This window comes from Streptomyces sp. NBC_00878 (assembly GCF_026341515.1).
GTDB lineage: Bacteria > Actinomycetota > Actinomycetes > Streptomycetales > Streptomycetaceae > Streptomyces.
In genome coordinates this window covers 9,435,864-9,453,412 of record NZ_JAPEOK010000001.1, presented here as the reverse complement: position 1 = coordinate 9,453,412, position 17,549 = coordinate 9,435,864, and the positions used below count along the sequence as shown (strand labels likewise).

General features: G+C 67.3%; 14 protein-coding genes and 3 pseudogenes. 9 read left to right on the top strand and 8 right to left on the bottom strand.

The window, feature by feature from the left end; all coding sequences use genetic code 11:
• Positions 1–254 precede the first annotated feature (254 nt).
• Positions 255–1,094 (top strand): annotated as a pseudogene (locus OHA11_RS41080) (IS5 family transposase).
• 401 nt (positions 1,095–1,495) lie between these two features.
• Here the strand turns inward: OHA11_RS41080 and OHA11_RS41075 are convergent.
• The gene (locus OHA11_RS41075; RefSeq protein ID WP_266507904.1) at positions 1,496–1,636 is read right to left on the bottom strand and encodes a hypothetical protein; all 141 of its coding nucleotides are present in this window, start codon (positions 1,634–1,636) and stop codon (positions 1,496–1,498) included.
• 411 nt (positions 1,637–2,047) lie between these two features.
• Between OHA11_RS41075 and OHA11_RS41070 the strand changes: the two genes are divergently transcribed.
• Positions 2,048–3,577, top strand: coding sequence for a sodium:alanine symporter family protein (locus tag OHA11_RS41070; protein WP_266505435.1), 1,530 nt, complete (start codon positions 2,048–2,050; stop codon positions 3,575–3,577).
• A 72-nt stretch (positions 3,578–3,649) separates the two neighbouring features.
• Here the strand turns inward: OHA11_RS41070 and OHA11_RS41065 are convergent, their stop codons facing one another.
• Positions 3,650–4,696, bottom strand: coding sequence for an IS110 family transposase (locus OHA11_RS41065; RefSeq protein WP_266505433.1), 1,047 nt, complete (start codon positions 4,694–4,696; stop codon positions 3,650–3,652).
• 639 nt (positions 4,697–5,335) lie between these two features.
• Between OHA11_RS41065 and OHA11_RS41060 the strand changes: the two genes are divergently transcribed.
• Positions 5,336–5,575: a hypothetical protein gene (locus tag OHA11_RS41060; protein ID WP_266507902.1), complete on the top strand. Its 240-nt coding sequence runs from the start codon at positions 5,336–5,338 to the stop codon at positions 5,573–5,575.
• 26 nt (positions 5,576–5,601) lie between these two features.
• Here OHA11_RS41060 and OHA11_RS41055 read toward each other — a convergent pair.
• A pseudogene (locus OHA11_RS41055) lies at positions 5,602–5,860 on the bottom strand (hypothetical protein); the annotation flags it as partial.
• Between the two features lie 14 nt (positions 5,861–5,874).
• On the opposite strand from OHA11_RS41055, the pseudogene OHA11_RS41050 reads away from it, so the two are divergent.
• Positions 5,875–6,230, top strand: a pseudogene (locus tag OHA11_RS41050) (TerD family protein); the annotation flags it as partial.
• 64 nt (positions 6,231–6,294) lie between these two features.
• Complete coding sequence (locus OHA11_RS41045) at positions 6,295–6,606, top strand: twin-arginine translocase TatA/TatE family subunit (RefSeq protein WP_266505431.1); 312 nt, start codon at positions 6,295–6,297, stop codon at positions 6,604–6,606.
• Between the two features lie 150 nt (positions 6,607–6,756).
• Here OHA11_RS41045 and OHA11_RS41040 read toward each other — a convergent pair whose 3' ends face one another.
• Entirely contained in the window at positions 6,757–8,277 is a 1,521-nt protein-coding gene (locus OHA11_RS41040) for a DUF1996 domain-containing protein (protein ID WP_266505429.1), read from the bottom strand.
• An 804-nt stretch (positions 8,278–9,081) separates the two neighbouring features.
• Here OHA11_RS41040 and OHA11_RS41035 point away from each other — a divergent pair.
• Entirely contained in the window at positions 9,082–9,264 is a 183-nt protein-coding gene (locus OHA11_RS41035; protein WP_266505427.1) for a hypothetical protein, read from the top strand.
• A 309-nt stretch (positions 9,265–9,573) separates the two neighbouring features.
• Here the strand turns inward: OHA11_RS41035 and OHA11_RS41030 are convergent, their stop codons facing one another.
• Positions 9,574–10,224 (bottom strand): hypothetical protein, encoded by a 651-nt coding sequence (locus OHA11_RS41030; protein WP_266505425.1) that lies wholly within the window; start codon positions 10,222–10,224, stop codon positions 9,574–9,576.
• Positions 10,225–10,537: 313 nt separating this feature from the next.
• Here OHA11_RS41030 and OHA11_RS41025 point away from each other — a divergent pair, with 313 nt between their 5' ends.
• The 3 genes from OHA11_RS41025 to OHA11_RS41015 all read left to right on the top strand — a co-directional run bounded on the left by OHA11_RS41025 (position 10,538) and on the right by OHA11_RS41015 (position 12,771).
• Positions 10,538–11,566, top strand: a complete 1,029-nt coding sequence (locus OHA11_RS41025; RefSeq protein WP_266505422.1) for a beta-propeller fold lactonase family protein — start codon at positions 10,538–10,540, stop codon at positions 11,564–11,566.
• Entirely contained in the window at positions 11,539–11,787 is a 249-nt protein-coding gene (locus OHA11_RS41020) for a hypothetical protein (protein WP_266505419.1), read from the top strand. Before OHA11_RS41025 ends, OHA11_RS41020 begins: the two co-directional genes overlap by 28 nt.
• Before the next feature lie 456 nt (positions 11,788–12,243).
• Positions 12,244–12,771 (top strand): TerD family protein, encoded by a 528-nt coding sequence (locus OHA11_RS41015; protein WP_266505417.1) that lies wholly within the window; start codon positions 12,244–12,246, stop codon positions 12,769–12,771.
• Between the two features lie 757 nt (positions 12,772–13,528).
• Here the strand turns inward: OHA11_RS41015 and OHA11_RS41010 are convergent.
• The 3 genes from OHA11_RS41010 to kdpC form a co-directional block, all read right to left on the bottom strand.
• A complete protein-coding gene (locus tag OHA11_RS41010; RefSeq protein ID WP_266505416.1) occupies positions 13,529–16,081 on the bottom strand; it encodes a sensor histidine kinase KdpD in 2,553 nt (850 codons plus the stop codon).
• 47 nt (positions 16,082–16,128) lie between these two features.
• Complete coding sequence (locus OHA11_RS41005; RefSeq protein ID WP_266505414.1) at positions 16,129–16,812, bottom strand: response regulator; 684 nt, start codon at positions 16,810–16,812, stop codon at positions 16,129–16,131.
• A 121-nt stretch (positions 16,813–16,933) separates the two neighbouring features.
• A complete protein-coding gene (gene kdpC, locus OHA11_RS41000) occupies positions 16,934–17,545 on the bottom strand; it encodes a potassium-transporting ATPase subunit KdpC (RefSeq protein ID WP_266505413.1) in 612 nt (203 codons plus the stop codon).
• Positions 17,546–17,549 lie beyond the last annotated feature (4 nt).

The following is a 17,549-nucleotide window of genomic DNA, read 5'->3' as shown; positions in this document are numbered from 1 at the left end:
AAGACGCAGACTGATGCCGGTGTACCTCTTAGAGGGCGTTTATACAGGTCAAGCCCTATATGCGGCTCTCGCCACTGCCCTGCTTTGAGGGTCTTCATCCTATAGACGATGAATGGCGCTACCCAGGGCGGATGCTCGGCCATCCATCTCGTTCACTTCTATACCTGGAAGTCCGTCTGGTTTGAAGTTGCCGCGGAATCGCCCAATGAACAGCGGAACCGAGCCCTCCGCCTCGCCCGTGATCACGCTACGCCGTGAGCGAGCGCAAGCCGTACCCCAGCGACCTGTCCGACGCCCGATGGGCCCTGATCGAGCCGACGTTGGCGGCCTGGAGAAAGGCCCGACTCGACCGCAGACCAACCGGACAGCCGGCCAAGGTCGATTTACGGGACGTCTTCAACGCGATCCCCTACGTGAACCGCACCGGAATCCCCTGGAAATATCTCCCGCACGACTTCCCGAACCACGGCACCGTTTACGCCTACTACGCCGCCTGGCGCGACGAGGGAATCTTCGCCCAGCTCAACTATGACCTGACCGGACTGGCGCGCGTGAAAGAGGGGCGCTAGCCCAAGCCGACCGCATCCGTGATCGACACCCAGAGCGTGAAGACTTCCACCAACGTGCCCCTGACCAGCCAGGGAACGGACGCCGCGAAGAAGATCGTCGGCCGAAAGCGCGGCATCCTCACGGACACGATCGGCCTCATCCTCGCCGTGACCGTCGCCGCCGCTGGCCTGTCGGAAAACGCCCTGGGAATCCGCCTCCTCGACCAGGCGAAGGAGACGTATCCGACCATCTCCAAGAGCTGGGTCGACACCGGCTTCAAGAATGCCGTCGTCGAGCACGGCGCCACCCTCGGAATCGACGTCGAAGTCGTCAACCGGAATCCGGAGACCCGCGGCTTTCAGGTCGTGAAAAGGCGCTGGGTGGTAGAGCGGAGTATCGGTTGGATCATGATGCACCGCCGTCTCGCCCGCGACTACGAAACCCTCACCGCCAGCTCCGAGGCCATGATCCACATCGCCTCGATCGACAACCTCGCCAGGCGCATAACGGACGAGACGGCACCCACCTGGCGAGGAACGCACTAGGACGTAAACGGCAATCTGCCCACTTCAAACGCCCTCTAATAGGACTCGGAAGTGTCTACCTGTCCCGTCCGGGCTGGACCTTGCGCTTCCTCTACTACGTGCACGCCCTCCGGCGGTCGATCGGCACCCGGCGGCGGCATCCGAGTGCGGGCCAACAGGCCCAGCTCACGCTCCCCGCCTGCGCAACGGACACCCCTGGTCCAGCACTTCGCCCGCGTCGTGCAGGTCCTAGAGCCAGAGAATGAGCAGTGGCGGCAGCCCAGCACGCACCCGGTGATCCGGCCTTGCCTCGACGCTGACCGGCCCCCGCCCCTCGGGCGTGCCCATGTTCCGGCACCGGACACATTGATGGCGGCCAGAGGCGAGCCGACGCTTCCGAGGCGGCCATCATCGTGGTGAGTTCAGTGGCTGGCGAGTTCGCCGGTGAGCTTGCCGTGGAGGTCGGCGCTGGGGTCGTTGAGGCCGATGATCTCGACGGTCTTGCTGCGCTGGGCGTACTTGGTCTCAATCGCGTCCAGGGCGGCGACGGAGGAGGCGTGCACGCCCGGGCGGATACCCGCGCGTTCGCAACCCCCCACCGCCTACACCGCTCGAGCGGATCCTGATGGTCATGGCCTATCTGCAGCTCGACAACTGCAAGAGACGTTGATTGAGGCCCGACGTCATGACCGTCCAGGCAATTTTGTCCTGACTTGTTCACTGCATTTCCGAGAGCGTTCACTCATGGGACGCTCAAATCCGGATAACGATCCAGTCACCACCGCAGGCAATTGCACCCCAGAGGGGGGACTGCGTGATCTGAGTCACTAAAGAATCGGTAAAGAACGTGGTAAGACTTCCCAACTCCGTCACGGCTGCACGCCTGCCGTGGTCGAGACGCCGGCCACCGCCGTGCGCACGACACCCGCTCCACTGTAGTACGCCAGCACGTCCCCGCGCCCTGAGGTAGTCAGATGTCACTCGACTCCATCACGCAATCCATCGACGACGCCGTCAGTGATTTCTTCGAACCAGTTGCTGAGAAAGTCAGCGAGGTCGTCTTCTACGCCGTCCCTGTCGGTGACACCGAACTCCCGCTCATCGTCGCCTGGCTCGTCGTCGCCGGCCTGATCTTCACCACCTGGTTCGGACTCGTCCAGATACGCAAGTTCGCGCTCGCCACCAAGGTGGTGCGCGGTAAATACGACGAAGAGGATTCGCCCGGCGAGGTCAACCACTTCCAGGCGCTGACTGCCGCCGTCTCCGGCACCGTCGGCCTCGGCAACATCGCCGGCGTCGCCGTCGCCGTCTCCATCGGCGGCCCCGGCGCCACCTTCTGGATGATCCTGTGCGGCCTGCTCGGCATGGCCACCAAGTTCGTCGAGGTCACCCTCGGTGTGAAGTACCGCGAAGAGCACGCGGACGGCACCGTGTCCGGCGGCCCGATGCACTACCTGCCCAAGGGTCTCGCCGAGCGTTTCGGCAGCGGCGGCGCCAAGCTCGGCAAGGTGCTTGCCGTCCTCGCCTCCGTCATGATCCTCTTCTTCGGCTTGTTCGGCGGCAACCTGCTCCAGGCCAACCAGAGTTACGCGCAGATCGCCTCGACCGTCGGCGGCGAGGACGGCTTCATGGCCTCCTCCGCCGGTGCCGTCCTCTTCGGTCTGGTGGTTGCCGCACTGGTCGGCCTCGTGCTGCTCGGCGGCATCCGCTCCATCGCTTCGGTCACCAGCCGACTGGTCCCGGCGATGGCCGGTATGTACATCGTGGCCTGCCTGGTCGTCATCCTGACGAACGTCACCGCGGTGCCCGACGCGATCCAGGCCATCTTCAAGGGCGCGTTCGAGGCCGACGGTGTCACGGGGGGTGTGATCGGCGCCCTGATCGTCGGCTTCCAGCGTGCCGCCTTCTCCAACGAGGCCGGTCTGGGCTCTGCCCCGATCGCCCACTCCGCGGTCAAGACCAAGCACCCCGCGAGCGAGGGTCTGGTCGCCCTGCTGGAACCGTTTATCGACACAGTCGTCATCTGCACCATGACCGCGCTGACCATCATCATCGCCAACCCGGCCAGCTGGGCCGAGGCCCGTGCAGGCGAAAGCATCGGCGGAGTAACCATCACCTCCGACGCGTTCGGGACGGTGCTGCCATGGTTCCCGGACGTGCTGACTGTCGCGGTGCTGCTCTTCGCCTTCTCCACAATCCTGACCTGGGGCTACTACGGCCTCAAGGCCTGGACGTACCTCTTCGGCAAGAGCAGGACCAGCGAGATCACCTTCAAGATCATCTGGAGCGTGTTCGTCATTCTGGGCTCCCTGCTCTCCCTCGACTCACTGATTAGCCTGGCCGACTCGGCTCTCTTCCTGCTGTCGGTGTTCAACATCATCGGCCTCTACCTGCTGGCCCCCGTCGTCAAGCGGGAGCTCGCCTCCTTCACAGACTTCGTCCGGGGCCGGAGCGTCCAGAGCTCCACCAACCCCGGGGATAAGCAGAGCGTCACGACCGCCTGACTCCTCTGCCCTGCACCCTCAACGTGATCGGCTGTGCCGATCCATGCAGGCCCGGGGGTGCCTCTGTGTCTGTCAAGGCGTGACGGCAAGAGGTTGGGCTCGTCGTTCGTCGGCGAGCATGACTTTCCAGACATGATCGGCCAGGCGGCGTTTCAGGCAGCGTTTGGCTTCCCTGGGAGTCTTTCCTTCGGAGAGTTTCCGCTGGTAGTAGGTGTGCCCGGGCGAGTTGGGCATGCGAATCTGGACAACGGCGATGGTGTGGAGAACGGAGTTGAGCTGCCGGTCTCCGGATCGGGAGAGCCGGTGGCGGGCCCTGTCGCCGCTGGCCATCTCCACGGGGGCGGTGCCGGTGTAGTTCGCGAACGCCGCGGCGGTGGGGAAGCGGCTCGCCCGCCCGACTCGGGCGATCAGTCGTGCGGCCAGCACCGGGCCGATGCCCGGGGTGTCCATGAGCGTGCTGTCCGCGGCGGCCACGAGCGCCTGGAGTCGCGTGGCGTTGGCCGCGAGTTGTTTGTCCAGCGTACGGACCTCGGCCACCAGGTCGCGGGCGAGGCCCTTGCGGACCTTCTCCACCGCGCCGACGGGCCGAACGGTTCGCAGCAGGGCGGCGGCCTGGTCGGCGGACATCTGGTCCGGGGCGCCACCGGGGAGCAAGTCTCGCAGCAGGGCGTGCAGTTGGTTGACAGTGCGGACCCGCGCCTGGGTGAGGTTCACCCGCCGCTCGTCGAGCAGGGCCAGCGCGGTGGAGTGGTCCTCCGCCCCGACTCCCCGTCCGTCACCGTGCAGGCAGGCCACGGTCGCGGCGGCGGCCGCGTCAATTTGGTCGTTCTTCCGCCCGCCGCCGCGCGAGAGTTCACGCACCCGGCTGGTCGCCGAGGCGGGGACGTCGATGACCCGCTCGCCCCGGGCGATGAGCCACTGGGTCAGGTGTCGCCCCAGCCCGTTGGCGTTCTCCACCGCCCATTTGTGCTCCGGCCACCGCCTGGCCCAGCGCATCAGACGCCGGTACTCCGGCAGGCTCGCTCCAACCGTCACCGAGGCCAGCCGCTGCTGAGTCTCGGGGGCCACGGCGGTAGCGGTGTGGGTGGACTTGTGCGGATCGACACCGAGCAGTATCACGGCACTGCGCTCCCAACGGTCGGGGGACGACAGGGACTTCCACGGCCGACACTCCGACTTCCGGAACCAAACGGGCCGGGACACGCCTCTGTTGAGTCAGGCCGCAGACGGACGCCGGACCGGCGGCACACCCCCGGTGAGCCAGCCAAAAAGGCGGCAGGAACCTCACGAGCCATCCGAGCCGGCGCCCTACGGAAACGCTACGAGCGGCCAACCCGAACCACGTTCCGCTACCGCCATACAAGTCGGAACCTCAGTGGCCTCGCCCCGAGTTCCGGACCAGCATGCAGGCAGCCCGTACCGCTCTTCGGTACGGGCTGCGCGTCCGTCTCCCACTGCCACCCTGCCTGAGACGCTGCACGCTCCGCTCTCGCCCGCGTCCTGGGGGTGGTGGCCGTGCAGTGTGTGCCATGAGGCCTGTACTGCTACACGATCACCGTCATCTGGTAGTAACACCAGCAACGGCACCACCACTGGGGGCAAGAGGCATATCGAGACCTCGGACGACGGCGAAGTAGTCGAGGGGGTCACCCCGAACTGGAACGCTTCGCAGGCTGACCAGTACGCATGAGACGTCTGGCTCCCGGGCTTTCTTGTATCGCGCCTGGGAGCCAGGCCGTTTATCGGACGGGAGCGGGCGTGAGTCAGCGGAACCACGTGGAGCCGATGGCTGTGGCCAGGCACCTTGCGAAGTGGATCTGCGGGCTGGTGGCGTTGGGGGTTTTGGTCTTCGTCGGCTTGTTGGCAGTCGTGATCAACCACGACACCCTCATATTCGCGTTCAAACGTGGCATGGTGCTGGGGTACGCCATAGTGTTCACGGTCTCGGCATCTGGTTGGGCGCATCTGCACCTGACAGGGCGGTCAGACCGCGAGTGACCAGCACGTCGAAGCACCACGGTGCCCGCGGCCAGGTGGCTGCCGTCGGCGCGCAACGCGGTGAGGGTGTCGTCCAGCGGGGTGTCGATGCGGACCTTGGTGACGGGATGCAGGGCGCTGTGCGGGAGGGCTGGTCCGGTCGGCGATGCCGAGGGTGTCCTTGATGTGGAGGTAGCCGAGCAGGGCCTTGTCCGGTCCGGCGGCGGGGAAGCAGGAGTACCCAACGCGGGCGGCCGTCCGCTCCAGCTCGGCCGGGGTTATCGCGTGGTCGACGGTGTGCATCTGCTGAGCCCGGACGGGTCAGCGACGACGGCTCCGTCCGCCTCAGCGGCGGGGCCAGCGCCGGAGATGACGAAGCCGTCCTCGTCGACCTGGCCCCCGCGTCCCCGCGCAGGTCGACCAGCTCGTCTCTACGCTCAACTCCTTCGCCGGCCAGACCTTCACCGAAGTACAAAACGCCTTCTGCCGCCTGGTCGACGAGACCACAGGAGCCGAACCGGCCCGCTACACACTCACCTGCGGCGTTGAGCACACCGCCCAGATCATGGCCAAGATCCAGCGCGCCGGCAGCGGCTGGCAGATGAAGGCCATCGGCGAACCCGCCACCGGCCGCACCTTCCAGGACCTGCTGCCGTCCATCGCGCCCCACCTGTAGACCAGGACGCCCCGCCCGATGCCCTCGGCCGTACCCGGACCGGGCCCCATCAGACAGGACCCACATGTTCGGACTCAGCGGGCTCGCGATCATCCTCATCGTCGTCATAGCCGTCCTCGCCGCCAAGAAGCTGCCCGAACTCGCCCGCTCTGCGGGCAAGCTGGCACGCACCCTCAAAGCGGAGGCCAGAGCAATGAATGAGGTGAAGGAGGAGCAGGGTACGGCCGGGGAGCAGACAGCCCCCGCGCGTGATCCTGGGCGAGACCAGCACACCCGGCAGACCGCCCACCGATACACCCCAGCCCACCACGCGACCGGGCGGCGAAGCGCCTCCGCGCGCCCAGCGCTGACGCACGCGGTGTTCACACACCCATAGCGCGAAGCAGCATCGGCAACTCCTGATCCCCGTAGACCGGATGGTAGGCCGGTGGACGTTACGGACTTCGTCCAGGGTGCGGACAGCATCACCGTGCAGTCGGATCTCGCCATCGACCGCGGCGTGCACCGTGGTGCTCAAGGCAGGTCATCACTGGCACTGGCGGCCGGTGTTGATGCACTGGACCATCTTGCTCATCAGCTGCTCGTCGAAGACGTTGACGAAGTCACCGTGGTCCGTGATGGGCTTGTGCATCTGCTCCGGGAAGCCGTCCACCGCGTAGAACGGGCTGGACTGGCCGCTGTCGTTGAGGCTGGGTGCGTCCACGTCGTAGACCAGCCGCTGTACGAGCTGGGGAACGGCCTTGAAGCCACTCGGGCAGGTGCCTGTCTTCGGATCGGCGAACGCGACGTGGTCGCGGTGGTTGGCGCTGTCGACGTTCTGGCCGTCCCAGCAGCTCTGGAACTTCGACGTCCGAACCAGGCTGCTGCCCTCGGGACAGATCGGGTACTTGTCCGTCAGCTGGCGGTTCTCGAAACCGGTGCAGCTCCACGCCGCGTTGGCGTTCGTCGTGCCGTTGGTGAATGCTTTGGCGTCGCCGGTGATGATCCGCAGGAATTTGGGCATGGCCACGACCTGGCTGCTCGCGTTGCCCACGTAGTCCAGGGTCACCTGCGATGCGGTGAGGATCTTGCCGGCGTTGCCCTCGGCGCCGCCGCCCTGCTGCTCGGCGTCGAATTCCTTGGTGCCGTCCTGCAGCCGGAGGACCGGCCAGTAGTAGGAGGACTTGTCCCCCTGGTTCTGGCAGGTTGTCTCGCCGCCCGCGAAGTCGTCGTTGTCGGCGAACGCGTCGTTCGCCTGGTTGCCGACATAGTCATGCGTGTGATGAGCGCCGTTGTCCACACCGGGCGCCACGATGACGTTGTCGGTGTTGTACAGCTTGTTCTCGTTCACACCGCACTGGGTGGCGAAGGTCCCCCGGGAGGCCTGCTGCGACCCTCGGGGTGGTGTCACGTTGGGTTTCACCGAGGTGATGTCGACGAAGTCGGCGGCGACAGGCCCGTTGCCTGCCTGTCCGCCGTTGGCGGGCTGGCCTTGCCCGTTGTCCTGCTCTTGTCCCTGGCCGTTCTCCTGGCCCTGCTCCTGGCCGTTCTGGTTGCCGCCGGTGTCGCTCTGGTTGCCGGAAGCGCGGAGCGTACAGGCGGCCAGTGCCTTGAGTCCCTGCGGCTTGTTCCCCGCCCTGCCGATGGCAGTGGAGATCCGGTCGATCGTCGCGGCCCGCTTGTCCTTGAGGGGGACAATGATCGCGTTGTTTGCGAAGCTGTTGTCCTGCTGTATGGCCCGGGTTGAACTCTGCAGCCTCTGGTAAGCCTCGGAAACCTGGCTGTCCAGTGCGGCAAGTTCCCTGTCGACCTCGGCCCGGGCCCGGTCCGGCACCTGCTGCAGTCGGCTACCGACGTCGGGGCAGTCGATGGTCGAGGCCTCCGAGGCCGCAGCTTGCCCGGTCCCGCCTTGAGGCGACTGTTTGACGGTGTTGTCGCCCGATGTCTCGTGGGCGGAGGCGTACACGTTCACGGCCACCAGCCCGCCTGCTCCGAGCGTGAGAGCCGCAGCGGCGGCTATGGCCTTGCCGCCCGTGGTCTTCGATCGTTTGCGTGTGTTGCGCCGCATGTTCTTCCTCCGAACTCTTCTGGGTCAAACGCCACTTCAGGAGGCGGGTCGGACCAGAAGAAAGCGATGTCCTGCCAGGTGGTCCCATTGAGGGGCGCGTTGCCGACGAAGGGTCGGTTGGGCCGTCGTGGGAAGCATTCGCCTCTCGCCCCTCGGGCCTGCTTGGTCTGTTCACTCGCGGGTTTCTCCGGCTCTCGACGCTTCTGTCGAGGTCTCGTTCAGGGACCAGAGTTGCCCATGGGACTGCTGTGACGGAGGCATTGGGTCGTCGCGTCAGGTTCTCGTAAGAACTCGCCGCGCTGAGCCGCGACTTCAGGAGGGTTGGGTTGGTTGACAACGCCCGCGACGCTGGAATCAACCTCACTCCGACTGCGGTTCGGAGGGGTGCGGTGGCACTACGCCGCTCCACCGGAGGATCACAGTGGTGACACGTCAGGGCGCCGGGCAGGTGCGTACCTGGGGTCGGCCTCCGTTGCCGCTGACGTGATGGCTGCCAGTCCCAGGAGGCTGTCGGGCCGGTATCGCGGCGCGGTGCAGCCCGAGGGCGCCAGGACGTCACATTCTTCTTGATCGGTGGTGGGGCGCCATCCATACCCCCAGAGACCGGAGCTCGCTTACGGGGCCCCGATGCATGGTGAACCATGCAGGTTCGGGTCAACGTAGTTGAAGCGGGAGGCGTACGGACCAGTTCTTACGAGAGGTTGACACGATGGCCAACCAGCTCCACTCAGGCTGCTGAACCGGCAAGCCTGGCCCCTGGCCACCGGACCGGAGTGGCGGTGGCAGAACCGCGAGGAGTCGAGCATGAGCAGGCCCAACGAGCGCGACAACCACAAGCCCGCAGCACCGAGTCCACTGAGTGTCATCGGCGGCGGATACCTGGCGACCGCAGCCGTCCGAGCCACGGCGACCGTTGCCCCAGCCGACCATCCAGTCCGTTCCGCCACCGAAGCGGACTACGCCCTCGCCGTCCAGGACGACAGCTGACACAGACCGTCGGTAGTTACCGGCAGCCAACGCCGGTAGTCCGGGGCGTAGTGTCTGCGGCTGCCACACCGTAGTGACCTGCCGCATGTCCCTTCTGGTCGTATCGAGTTCCTGCAGCGGTCGAAGACGCGTGGAGCGGCGATCCAGCCAAGGACTGTGCGCCCGCGCCTTGGCGCCGAGGCGACGGCTGTACAACAGGGTCATGTCGTAGGCGGCCACAGCCGGGGCTCGGTCCCGGCGGTCGCGTTGCCCTCCACGATGCCGGATCGGTAGACGTCCAGCACCTGTTCGGCATGGGCGGTGGCACGGTCACCCTCCAGTCCCGTGATCGCCCGCTGGGCGGCGGGGCAGCACGCCGGTCTCGCCGGTGGGTCGCTCAACCGCGGTCCCCCAGGTGAGCAGCGCGAAGCCCAGGGCGAAGCCGAGCATCGTCCATACGCCGCGTGGCCAGAAGATGTGGCTGTCGACGAAGGACCAGCCCGCCGCGAGGAGCACCACCGTGCCGGGAAGTACTCGGATGCCGTGTTTCGCGAGCAGCGCGACCGCGGTGGCCGCGATGGCGCCGATGAGGGCGTAGGCGCCGGCCTGCCCCAGCGCCTCGCCCGTGTCGTAGAGCGGGCGCTTGACCGGTCCGAGGCTCGCTGTCGCGTTGGCGTGCTCGACCGCGGTTCCGGCCGCGATGCCGGCGACCGCGTCGAGGCCGGTGTAGAAGGCCGCGTAGACGAAGGCACCCGCCCAGGCCACCACAGTGGCAAAGCCCGCGAGCCCGAGCCGGGGCCGATGCCACAAAGGAACCAGGAGACCGACTGTGAGCAGCGGAAAGACCGGCAACAGTGCGATGTGAAGGTGCGCCCAGTCCGCGGCCGTCGATCTGGACAGCCCGTGCGGATGCGCGATGCCCGCTGCAGCCAGGACCAGTGGGGCGGCGGTGACGAGAGCAATGCGTCGGATGGTCGACATGCCTGCGAGCGTAGGTGCGCGAGGGCATCCGAAACGGCCGCGTAAGAGTTCCGTAAGGCGCTTGCCGTCCTCAGACCGAGTGACTCGGTGATTCACGAACACAAGGCTTGCCGGGCACGAGAACCCGCGCCCGGCGAGGAAGTTTCGTCGCCTGCCCACCGCCAGGAAGCCCTGTCGCCCTGCCACCAGGACCGTCTTACGAGAGTCTGACGCGGCCACCGTTCCGCATCGGCACACCGCTCCCACTGGCCACTCTGGTGTCGTCCACACCCGTGCACCGCACTGCGCCGACACAGAGGAACGGGACATAGACATGCACAGCAGCCGCAAGACCCACCGTCGCACGAGCCGGCCCGCCGACATACATGGCGGTCACCGGGTGAAGTCCAGGACACGGCGCATCGTGATCGGCGGCGGGGTCCTGGCCATCGCCGGGGCGGCCACGGTGGCTGTGTCACTGGCCTCGGCGAGCCAGTACTCCGGGAGCGCCGCCGGAGCCGACCATGCGGTCTTCGTCCAGGGCAACGAGCTGGACGGCAACACCATCCATGTGTTCGCGCGAGGCGACGACGGCAAACTGAGTCCCTCAGGGACCTTCGCGACCGGCGGCCAGGGCGGTGACCAGGTCGACGCACCCACCGACTCGCTCGCCTCCCAGGGCTCACTCGTCTATGACGATGCTTCAGGCATGCTGCTGGCCGTCAACGCGGGCAGCGGCACGGTGACCTCCTTCCGCGTCGAAGGACAACAGCTCAAGAACCCGCGCGTCGTGGACTCCCGCGGCAAGTTCCCGGCCAGTATCGCGGTGCACGGCACGGTCGCGTACGTCATGAATGCCGGCGGCGAGGGCAGCGTCCAGGGCTTCAGGATCACCAGCAAGGGGCTCAAACCCCTCAAGGGGTCCCACCGTTCCCTGGGCCTGGACAACGAGGACACACCGCGCTTCGACAGCTCGCCGGGCGAGGTCGAGTTCGCCCCGGACGGGCGCAATCTGATCGTCACCACCAAGGGCAACAACACCGTCGAAGTCTTCCCGATGAAGCGCGACGGCCTGCTGGCCGTAGCCGAACCGGTCGTCAACAAGTCGGCCGGCGGCGTCCCGTTCGCGATCAGCTTCGACAAGACCGGGAAACGGATGCTGGTCGCCGAGGCCGAGAAGTCCACCGTCACCACGTACAAGGTGAAGCACGACGGGAAACTCAGGTTCTTCAACAGCCCCTGTCCAGCGGCCAGGAGGTCCTGTGCTGGCTGGAGCGCGCGGGCGACTTCTTCTACGGCGGCAACACCGGAAACTCCACCGTCACCGGATACCGCATGGACAAGCGAGGCAAGCTGGCCCTGACCAACGAGGTGGGCATCGCCGCCCCGCCCTCCGCCAACTCGCAGGGCGTCATCGACCTCGCCGTGACCGAGGACGAGAAATTCGTCTACGTCCAGAACGCCGTCTCCGGCACCGTCGACGGCTTCCGCGTCGAAGCCAACGGCTCCCTCACCAAAGTCACGACGGCCGAGGACCTTCCCGCCTTCGACGAGTCCGGCATGGAAGGCATCGCCGCCGTTTGACATCGGGACACGACCGTCACAAAGAGCCCCATCCAGACGCACAGACTTCCGCGGCCGCCCGGAGGGTTCCTCCAAATCGGAGAGCCGCCTTCCACAATGGAAGCCCCAGGCCCTGAACTGGGGCTTCTCATGGACCGGGTGACGTTGAACGAACTGCACCCCTGCATGCGCGGCCAAGAAGCCAGATGCTCACGCCCGGCGGTGCTGCGCGAACGCGGCACCAGTTGCAGCCCCGGTCACAGGCCGCCGACGAGGCGAGGCACTGCAGACGATCCACGTCGTGCGCCGCCCCGCAGGTCGCCATACGCCTCAACCCCCTGCGCCGGCCAAAGCGTGTGCACACCTCGAGCCCATACGCGAGCTGCCGCCCGAGGCTTCAACAGGATGCCCGAGAGCCATACTTGACCATGCGGGGACCATCCTTTGACGACTCGATACGCGAGAGGCAGCAATCCGGTGAGCAGCGGCAACCAGGGCGTGCGGAAGGCCGAGGTACGGCTCAAGTGGGATCCAAGTCCCTGGAACCAGCCACCCCACCATCTCGACATCATCGCCGCGACCTACTCGGCGGACGCCCCGTACGGGAGACCGGTGTACATCGTCCACTTCGACAGCCGCTCACCGGACGGCACCATCAACATGAGCCGGCACAGCCAGACCGGCCAGGGCTTCGGCTACGTCGAAGTGATGACCCTGGAGCTCGATCGCCTCGCCCCCTCCTTCGCACGGGTGGTCGTGGGCGTGGCAATCCACCAGAACAGCGGCCCCAAAACCTTCGGTGACCTGTCGAACGCCGGAGTGCTCGTCGCCGAGGGCTACAAGGAACTCCTCAAGGACAACTTCGCGCAGGTCTCCGGATCCACCGCCACAACGGTCGCGGAGTTCACCCGGGACGCCTCCACATCATGGGAGTTTCACAAGATGCTCCGGGGGTTCGACAGCGACCCCGAGGTCTTCACCGCGGAGATGGGCAGCACCCCGTAACCCGACCGGCCGGCAAAGCCCGAGGCGCGACCGATCGCGGTGGCCCCGCCCCGCCGCTGTACCGAACGCCGAGGATCGTCTGCGCAGCAAGACTCCGTCTTCCAGCGCCGCTCCATGGCCGATCTGTCATGGATACCGGCTACGCCGGCCTGCGAACCGTACTCGGTCCCGGGCCCATAACGGCGCCTCACCAAGACGTGGGTGGCACGGCACATCTTCACCCACAACGACGGCAGTATGGACGAGGGGGACTTGAGCCCGGTGCCCGAATCATCCATCCCTCCCGGACAGCGCCCTTCCGGGGGTCGGAACTGCCGACAGTCTGTGTGGTCGGGTCCGATCGGGTGAGTTTCGGCAATGTGGCCGTTGGTGAGGGGTTCCTGAAGAATCTTGAGCTTCCCGTCGTGCTTCACCTTGTACGTGCCGCCGTCGAACAGCCCATCGCCGACGAGATTGGCGCGTGTCGCTGACAACCCGCGCCGACCACGGCGGCCAGCGACTGGGGCGCCAGCAGAGGAGGCAGGCCAGCAAGACCGGCGTGCTTGCTCACCGCAATGCCACGTACCGCGCCTCGTCGGCCACGTCTCCCCCCTTTGGCGCCAGACACAGTCAGGCCAGAAGGAAGTCGCGAACACGGTCGGCGATCGCGGGCCGGTCCTGGCAGAACCAGATGAAGGCGCGTCCCCCCGGCCAGAGCGACACCTCTGCCTTGACGCATCCCTGACGCCGCGAATGCGGAAGTGTGCCACGCGGCGGGCTACGGCGTCGCCGTGGCCGGAAGATCTGCGGGGGCCGACGTGTGGCTGGGGGCGGCGGGGAGGGTGAGGACCATGGTGAGGCCGCCGCCGGGTGTGTCCTCGGCGGTGAGGGTGCCACCCATGGCCTCGACGAAGCCGCGCGCCACGGCGAGCCCCAGGCCCACACCCGCTCCGCGCGGGGCGTCGCCGTAGCGCTGGAAGGGCTCGAAGATGCGGTCCTTTGCCTCGTCGGGGACGCCAAGGCCGCGGTCCACGACCCGGACCTCCACGCGGTCGGCGAGGATGCTGGCCGAGACGGTCACCGGCTCGCCGTCGGGGCTGTACTTGACCGCGTTCTCGACGACGTTGGCGACGGAGCGCTCCAGCAGCCCCTTGTCGACGGCGACCATCGGCAGGGTCTCGGGGATGTCCAGGACGACGGCCGTCTCGGGGTCCGGTATGCCGACGAGCGCCATGGGGACCACCTCGTCGAGGTCGACCTCGCGGATGAGAGGGGTGAGGGTTCCGGTCTGGAGGCGGGACATGTCAAGGAGGTTGCCGACGAGATGGTCGAGGCGGTCGGCGCCGTCCTCGATCGCGGCCAGCAGCTCGGCCTGGTCTTCCTCAGACCACTCCACGTCGTCGGAGCGCAGAGAGGAGACGGATGCCTTGATGCCGGCCAGGGGGGTGCGCAGGTCGTGGCTGACGGCAGCGAGCAGGGCGGTGCGGATACGGTTGCCCTCAGCCAGCTCCTTGGCCTGGTCGGCCTCGTGCTGGAGCCGCTGGCGGTCCAGGACGACGGCCGCCTGGGCGGCGAACGCGGCGAGCACCCGGCGGTCGGAGGCCGGCAGGACGCGTCCGGACAGGGCGAGGGCCATGTGGTCGCCGACCGGCATGTCCACGTCCGCGTCCTCCGGGCGCTTGACCGGCTGCGCGTTGCCCACCCGGCCCGCGCAGGCCCACGGGGCGACGTCGTTCTCCCGTTCCAGCAGCGCTACCGACTCCATACCGAACGTCTCCCTCACCCGCTCCAGCAGGGCTTCCAGGCTGGTCTCGCCACGCAGGACACTGCCGGCGAGAAAAGAGAGGATCTCGGATTCGGCGCGCAGCCGGGCCGCCTGATCGGTGCGCCGGGCGGCCAGGTCGACCACGGAGGCGACGGAGGCGGCCACCGCGAAGAAGACGGCGATCGCGACGATGTTCTTCGGGTCGGCGATGGTCCAGGTACGGACGGGAGGGGTGAAGAACCAGTTGAGGAGCGCCGACCCGACGGTCGCCGAGGCCAGTGCCGGGAGCAGGCCGCCGAGCAGGGCTGCGGCCACCGTCAGTGACAGGAACAGCAGGACGTTGTTGGCGAGGCCGAGCTCTGCGGCGATGTGGGTCAGCAGCAGCGCGAGCAGCACTGGGCCGGCCACGCCGACCAGCCAGCCCCAGATGATCCGCGCCCGGCCGAGCCGTGCACCCCGGGCGATGGGCAGTCCGCGGCCCTTGCCGGCCTCGTCGTGGGTGATGAGGTGGACGTCGAGGTCGGGGCCGGATTCCCTGGCGACGGTCGCGCCGACACCCGGTCCGAAGACGTACTGCCAGCCCTTGCGCCGGGAGACTCCGAGGACGATCTGGGTGGCGTTGACCCCGCGGGCGAACTCCAGCAGGGCCGCCGGGATGTCGTCGCCGATGACGTGGTGGAAGGTGCCGCCCAGGTCCTCCACCAGGGTGCGCTGAACGGCCAGCTCCTTCGGGGACGCGGAGGTCAGGCCGTCGCTGCGGGCGATGTAGACGGCCAGGACCTCGCCGCCGGCGCCCTTCTCGGCGAGCCGGGCGGCGCGACGGATCAGCGTGCGGCCCTCCGGCCCGCCGGTCAGGCCCACCACGATGCGCTCGCGTGAGCCCCAGATCTTGGTCACCTGGTGCTCGCTGCGATACTGCTGGAGGTACTCGTCGACCCGGTCGGCCACCCACAGCAGGGCCAGCTCGCGCAGGGCGGTGAGGTTGCCGGGCCGGAAGTAGTTGGACAGGGCCGCGTCGACCTTGTCGGGCTTGTAGATGTTGCCGTGCGCCATCCGGCGGCGCAGCGCCTGCGGAGACATGTCGACCAGCTCGATCTGGTCCGCCCGGCGCACGACCTCGTCCGGGACCGTCTCCTGCTGCCGTATACCGGTTATCGACTCCACGACGTCGCCCAGGGACTCCAGGTGCTGGATGTTCACCGTCGACACGACGTCGATCCCGGCGTCCAGCAGCTCCTCGACGTCCTGCCAGCGCTTGGCGTTGCGGGATCCGGGGATGTTGGTGTGGGCGAGTTCGTCCACCAGGGCCACCTGTGGACGCCGGGCCAGGACGGCGTCCACGTCCATCTCGGTGAACGTGGTGTCCCGGTATTCCAGTTCCTTGCGCGAGATCTCCTCCAGTCCGTGCAGCATCACCTCGGTGCGCGGCCGGTGGTGGTGCTCGACGAAGGCGACCACGCAGTCGGTGCCGCGCTCGATACGGCGGTGCGCCTCGGAGAGCATGGCGTAGGTCTTGCCGACGCCCGGCGCCGCGCCGAGATAGATCCGGAGCTTGCCGCGTGCCATGGTCTCGTCTCTGCTGTCGTGCGGATGGGGGAGAATCGCCTGGCAGGTCAGGTTTCGAAGCGGTAGCCCATACCCGGCTTTGTAATCAGGTAGCGGGGGTGGGCAGGGTCCGGTTCGAGTTTGCGCCTGAGCTGGGCCATGTACACCCGAAGGTAGTTCGTCTTGGTGGCGTACGTGGGGCCCCAAACCTCCTGGAGCAGCTGCTTCTGTGCCACCAGGCGGCCGGGATTGCAGACCAGGATCTCCAGCAGGTGCCACTCCGTGGGGGTCAGCCGGATGTCGCGGCCGTCACGGCCGGCCTTCTTGGCCAGCAGGTCGACGGTGAAGTCGTCGGTCGTCACCACGGTGGTCTCAGGGGCCAGGGGCACGGCCTCGGTGCGGCGGACGGCGGCGCGCAGCCGGGCGAGCAGTTCGTCCATGCTGAACGGCTTGGTGATGTAGTCGTCGGCCCCCGCGTCCAGCGCGGCCACCTTCTCCTCGGAGGCGCGGCGTGCGGACAGGACGAGGATGGGTGTCCTGGTCCAGCCCCGCAGCGCCTTGATCACCTCGACTCCGTCCATGTCGGGCAGCCCGAGGTCGAGGACGACCACGTCGGGCTGGCGGGCGGCGGCGAGCCGCAGGGCAGTGGTGCCGTCCGGTGCCGCGTCCACCCCGTACTGCCGGGCCTGCATGTTGATCACGAGGGCTCGTACGAGCTGTGGATCGTCCTCCACCACCAGCACCTGGGTCATCGGTGTGCGGCCTTCCTGTCTTCGGTGGACGGGGTCAGGCGTCCGGAGCCGCGCCGGGGGCCGGGGGAACGGAAGCTCTGGGCCCACCGGCCCTCGGTCGCGGTCCTGCCTGCTAAAGCCATCAGTTCTTGGCCAGTTCCTTGAGCGCGATGTTGAGCTCGAGGACGTTGACGCGCGGCTGGTCTAGGAAGCCGAACGTACGGCCCTGGGGATGGTCCTTGACCAGCTTCTCGACCTGGGCGACCGTCAGCCCGTTCGCCTCGGCGACCCGCTTGACCTGGATGTCCGCGTACTGCGGGGAGATGTCCGGGTCGATGGCGGAGGCCGAGCCGGTGACCGCGTCGACGGGCACCTCGGACTCGGGGACGCCGTTGAACTCGGCGACCTGCTTCTTCGCCGCTTTCACGTGCTTGACCAGGGTCGGGTCACTGGCGCCCAGCTGGCTGGAGCCGGTGGCCAGCGGGTCGTAGCCGCTGTTGGAGGGGCGGCCCTGGAACCACTTCGGGTCCGGCTTGTCGGTGCCCTTGATGTTCCAGCTCTGCCCGATCAGCGTCGATCCGACCTCCTTGCCGTCGGCCTTTACCATCGAGCCGTTGGCCTGGTCGTGGAAGGCGACCTGTCCGATGCCCGTCACCACCAGCGGGTAGATGATGCCGGTCACCAGAGTGAGGACGAGCAGCATGCGCAGCGCGGCCCACAGCATCCGCGCGGTGTTCACCACAGAAGTGTTCATGTCC

Bases quoted from the DNA above. Each gene is read 5' to 3' on its own strand.
- OHA11_RS41070 (WP_266505435.1), top strand. From the start codon at position 2,048: ATGTCACTCGACTCCATCACGCAATCCATCGACGACGCCGTCAGTGAT.
- OHA11_RS41045 (WP_266505431.1), top strand. From the start codon at position 6,295: ATGTTCGGACTCAGCGGGCTCGCGATCATCCTCATCGTCGTCATAGCC.
- OHA11_RS41040 (WP_266505429.1), bottom strand. From the start codon at position 8,277: ATGCGGCGCAACACACGCAAACGATCGAAGACCACGGGCGGCAAGGCC.
- OHA11_RS41035 (WP_266505427.1), top strand. From the start codon at position 9,082: ATGAGCAGGCCCAACGAGCGCGACAACCACAAGCCCGCAGCACCGAGT.
- OHA11_RS41030 (WP_266505425.1), bottom strand. From the start codon at position 10,224: ATGTCGACCATCCGACGCATTGCTCTCGTCACCGCCGCCCCACTGGTC.
- OHA11_RS41025 (WP_266505422.1), top strand. From the start codon at position 10,538: ATGCACAGCAGCCGCAAGACCCACCGTCGCACGAGCCGGCCCGCCGAC.
- OHA11_RS41020 (WP_266505419.1), top strand. From the start codon at position 11,539: ATGGACAAGCGAGGCAAGCTGGCCCTGACCAACGAGGTGGGCATCGCC.
- OHA11_RS41010 (WP_266505416.1), bottom strand. From the start codon at position 16,081: ATGGCACGCGGCAAGCTCCGGATCTATCTCGGCGCGGCGCCGGGCGTC.
- OHA11_RS41005 (WP_266505414.1), bottom strand. From the start codon at position 16,812: ATGACCCAGGTGCTGGTGGTGGAGGACGATCCACAGCTCGTACGAGCC.
- kdpC (WP_266505413.1), bottom strand. From the start codon at position 17,545: ATGAACACTTCTGTGGTGAACACCGCGCGGATGCTGTGGGCCGCGCTG.